Origin of the sequence: Streptomyces sp. NPDC089915, from assembly GCF_040684675.1 — a bacterium.
Lineage (GTDB): Bacteria > Actinomycetota > Actinomycetes > Streptomycetales > Streptomycetaceae > Streptomyces.
Genome location: NZ_JBFBGN010000418.1, coordinates 1 through 1100, shown reverse-complemented (window position 1 = coordinate 1100; position 1100 = coordinate 1). Strand labels below are relative to the sequence as shown.

Genomic DNA, 1100 nt, shown 5'->3' with positions numbered 1-1100 from the left:
TCACGGCCAGGGCCTGGCGGGCGGTGGGGTCGAACTGGGCGTGCGGCATGATCGGTACTTCCGTTCCCTGTGAGGGGACCGGGTACGGCGGGCGGCCGCGGTTCAGCGGGCGGGCCCGGCCCGGTCCTGGAGGAGCATGACGAAGCGGACACCGGGGTGGTGCGGGGAGAGGAGGACCTGTGCGGAGACGGTCAGTTCCTCGGTGGAGACGTGCGGGAGGCGCAGCCGGAACCGGTGTCCCTGGCGGTAGGCGAGCACCTGCGTCGGGCCGTGCCAGATGCGGCGGCACTCGGCCACCTGCAGCACCTCGTCCAGGAGCTCGTCGAGGGTCTGGTCCTCCGGCCAGTTGAGCAGGGAGAAGCGCAGCTGCGCGAGGTAGTGCTCGGCGTGCACATGCCAGTCCGTAAGCTGTGCGCGCGCCTCGGGCGAGGTGAGCGCCCAGCGCAGCAGGTTGGGCGAAGGGTCGCGGACGACCCAGGGGAACCAGACGGCCATGTAGGTGTTGTGGCCTATGAGGTTCCAGGCGTGGTCCATCAGGTAGGCCGGCGCGTGGAGCGGGCTTTCGACGAGCTGCCGGAGGCTGTCCGGCAGGCCCTCGCCGCCGACGGTGTAGGGACGGGTGAAGGCGGAGCCCCTGAGGGCGTGGGCGTAGAGGGTCAGGCGTTCGTCGATGCCGAGGGAGAGGGCGTGTGCCAGCCGGTCGAGGACTTCGGGGGGCAGGGAGACGGTGCCGCCGGTCTCCAGGCTGCGGTACCAGCGTTCGCTGACGTCGGCCGCCTCGGCGACCTCCTTCTGCGAGAGCGCCTTCCTGCGGCCCCGGGTCAGACCGGCGGTGAGCCGCCAGGCGCGGAGCAGGGGGGCGAGCCGCTTGTGCTCGGCGGCCTTGTCCCGAGGCCCCTCGTCGTCTAAGCACCCCATTGGCATCGGAGTCTCCCTCTGACCACAACCGACCAGCACGACGCAAATATCGGGCAATGGTAGCGTTTTATCTTGCTCATTCCGCAGGTGCAAAAGCCTCGCAGGTGCTTTTCGGCCGCAGCCTCAGTCGCCCTCGCGGGAGGCGGCCCCGACCGCCGGGGCGGCGGTCCCGTCCGCGTCCG

Annotated in this window: 1 protein-coding gene; it reads right to left on the bottom strand. The window is 70.8% G+C overall.

Annotated features, from left to right (window positions below):
* Positions 1–102 precede the first annotated feature (102 nt).
* Positions 103–918 (bottom strand): helix-turn-helix transcriptional regulator, encoded by an 816-nt coding sequence (locus tag AB0O29_RS36315; RefSeq protein WP_365160817.1) that lies wholly within the window; start codon positions 916–918, stop codon positions 103–105.
* Positions 919–1100 lie beyond the last annotated feature (182 nt).